1 protein-coding gene is annotated in these 1,055 nt (G+C 67.3%); it reads left to right on the top strand.

Annotated features, from left to right (window positions below; translation table 11 throughout):
• The coding region (locus AWB94_RS10925) for a PP2C family protein-serine/threonine phosphatase (protein WP_085122434.1) at positions 1–1,055 on the top strand (1,055 nt) is incomplete at both ends.

Here is a 1,055-nt window from a genome sequence, read left to right as displayed (position 1 = left end):
GCACTGGCCCACCTGGACGACGACGAGCCGGGCGGTGATCTGCTCAAGAAGCTCAACGACGCAGTGCACGAAGGCAACTCGGCCATCGCCGCGCACGTGGAGGCCGACCCGGAACTGGAAGGCATGGGCACCACGCTCACCGCGATCCTGTTCGCGGGCAACCGGCTGGGCCTGGTGCACATCGGCGACTCCCGCGGCTACCTGCTGCGCGACGGCGAGCTGACCCAGATCACCAAGGACGACACGTTCGTCCAGACCCTGGTGGACGAGGGCCGCATCACCGCCGAGGAGGCCCACAGCCATCCGCAGCGGTCGCTCATCATGCGCGCCCTCACCGGGCACGAGGTGGAGCCCACCCTGATCGTCCGTGAGGCCCGAGCCGGCGACCGGTATCTGCTGTGTTCGGACGGCCTGTCCGACCCGGTCAGCCACGACACCATCCACGAGGCGCTGCTGATACCCGATGTGGTGGACAGCGCGGACCGGCTCATCGAACTGGCCCTGCGCGGCGGCGGCCCGGACAACGTCACCGTGGTGGTCGCCGACGTCGTCGACTACGACTACGGCCAGACCCAGCCGATCCTGGCCGGGGCCGTGTCCGGGGAGGATGACGACACGCTCCCCCCTAATACCGCGGCGGGGCGGGCATCGGCATTCAACCCCCGCCGCATCGCCCCGAAAAGGGTTGTGACGCAGCAGGAGGAACTCCCAAAAGCACACCGCTCCAAGCGGCGTCTGGTGATAGCGGGAGTCGTGGTGTTGTTGGTCGTGCTGGCCGGCTTGGCGGTCGCACGGGAGATCATCCGCAACAACTACTACGTCGGTGAGCGGGACGGCACCGTTTCGATCATGCGGGGCGTGCAGGGCTCCTTCCTGGGCATGAACCTGCAGGAACCGTTTCTGGTCGGCTGCCTCAACCCACGAAATGAGTTGTCGCTGATCAGCTTTGGCCAATCCAAGGACAACCTGGACTGTGCGCTTCTGGGCGTCGACGACATCCGCGAATCCGAACGCGCCCAGGTGACGGCGGGCCTGCCCGCGGGCAGCCTGGACGA

Source organism: Mycolicibacterium canariasense (genome assembly GCF_002101555.1).
Taxonomy (GTDB): Bacteria; Actinomycetota; Actinomycetes; order Mycobacteriales; family Mycobacteriaceae; genus Mycobacterium; species Mycobacterium canariasense.
This window is presented reverse-complemented; position numbering and strand designations above follow the sequence as displayed.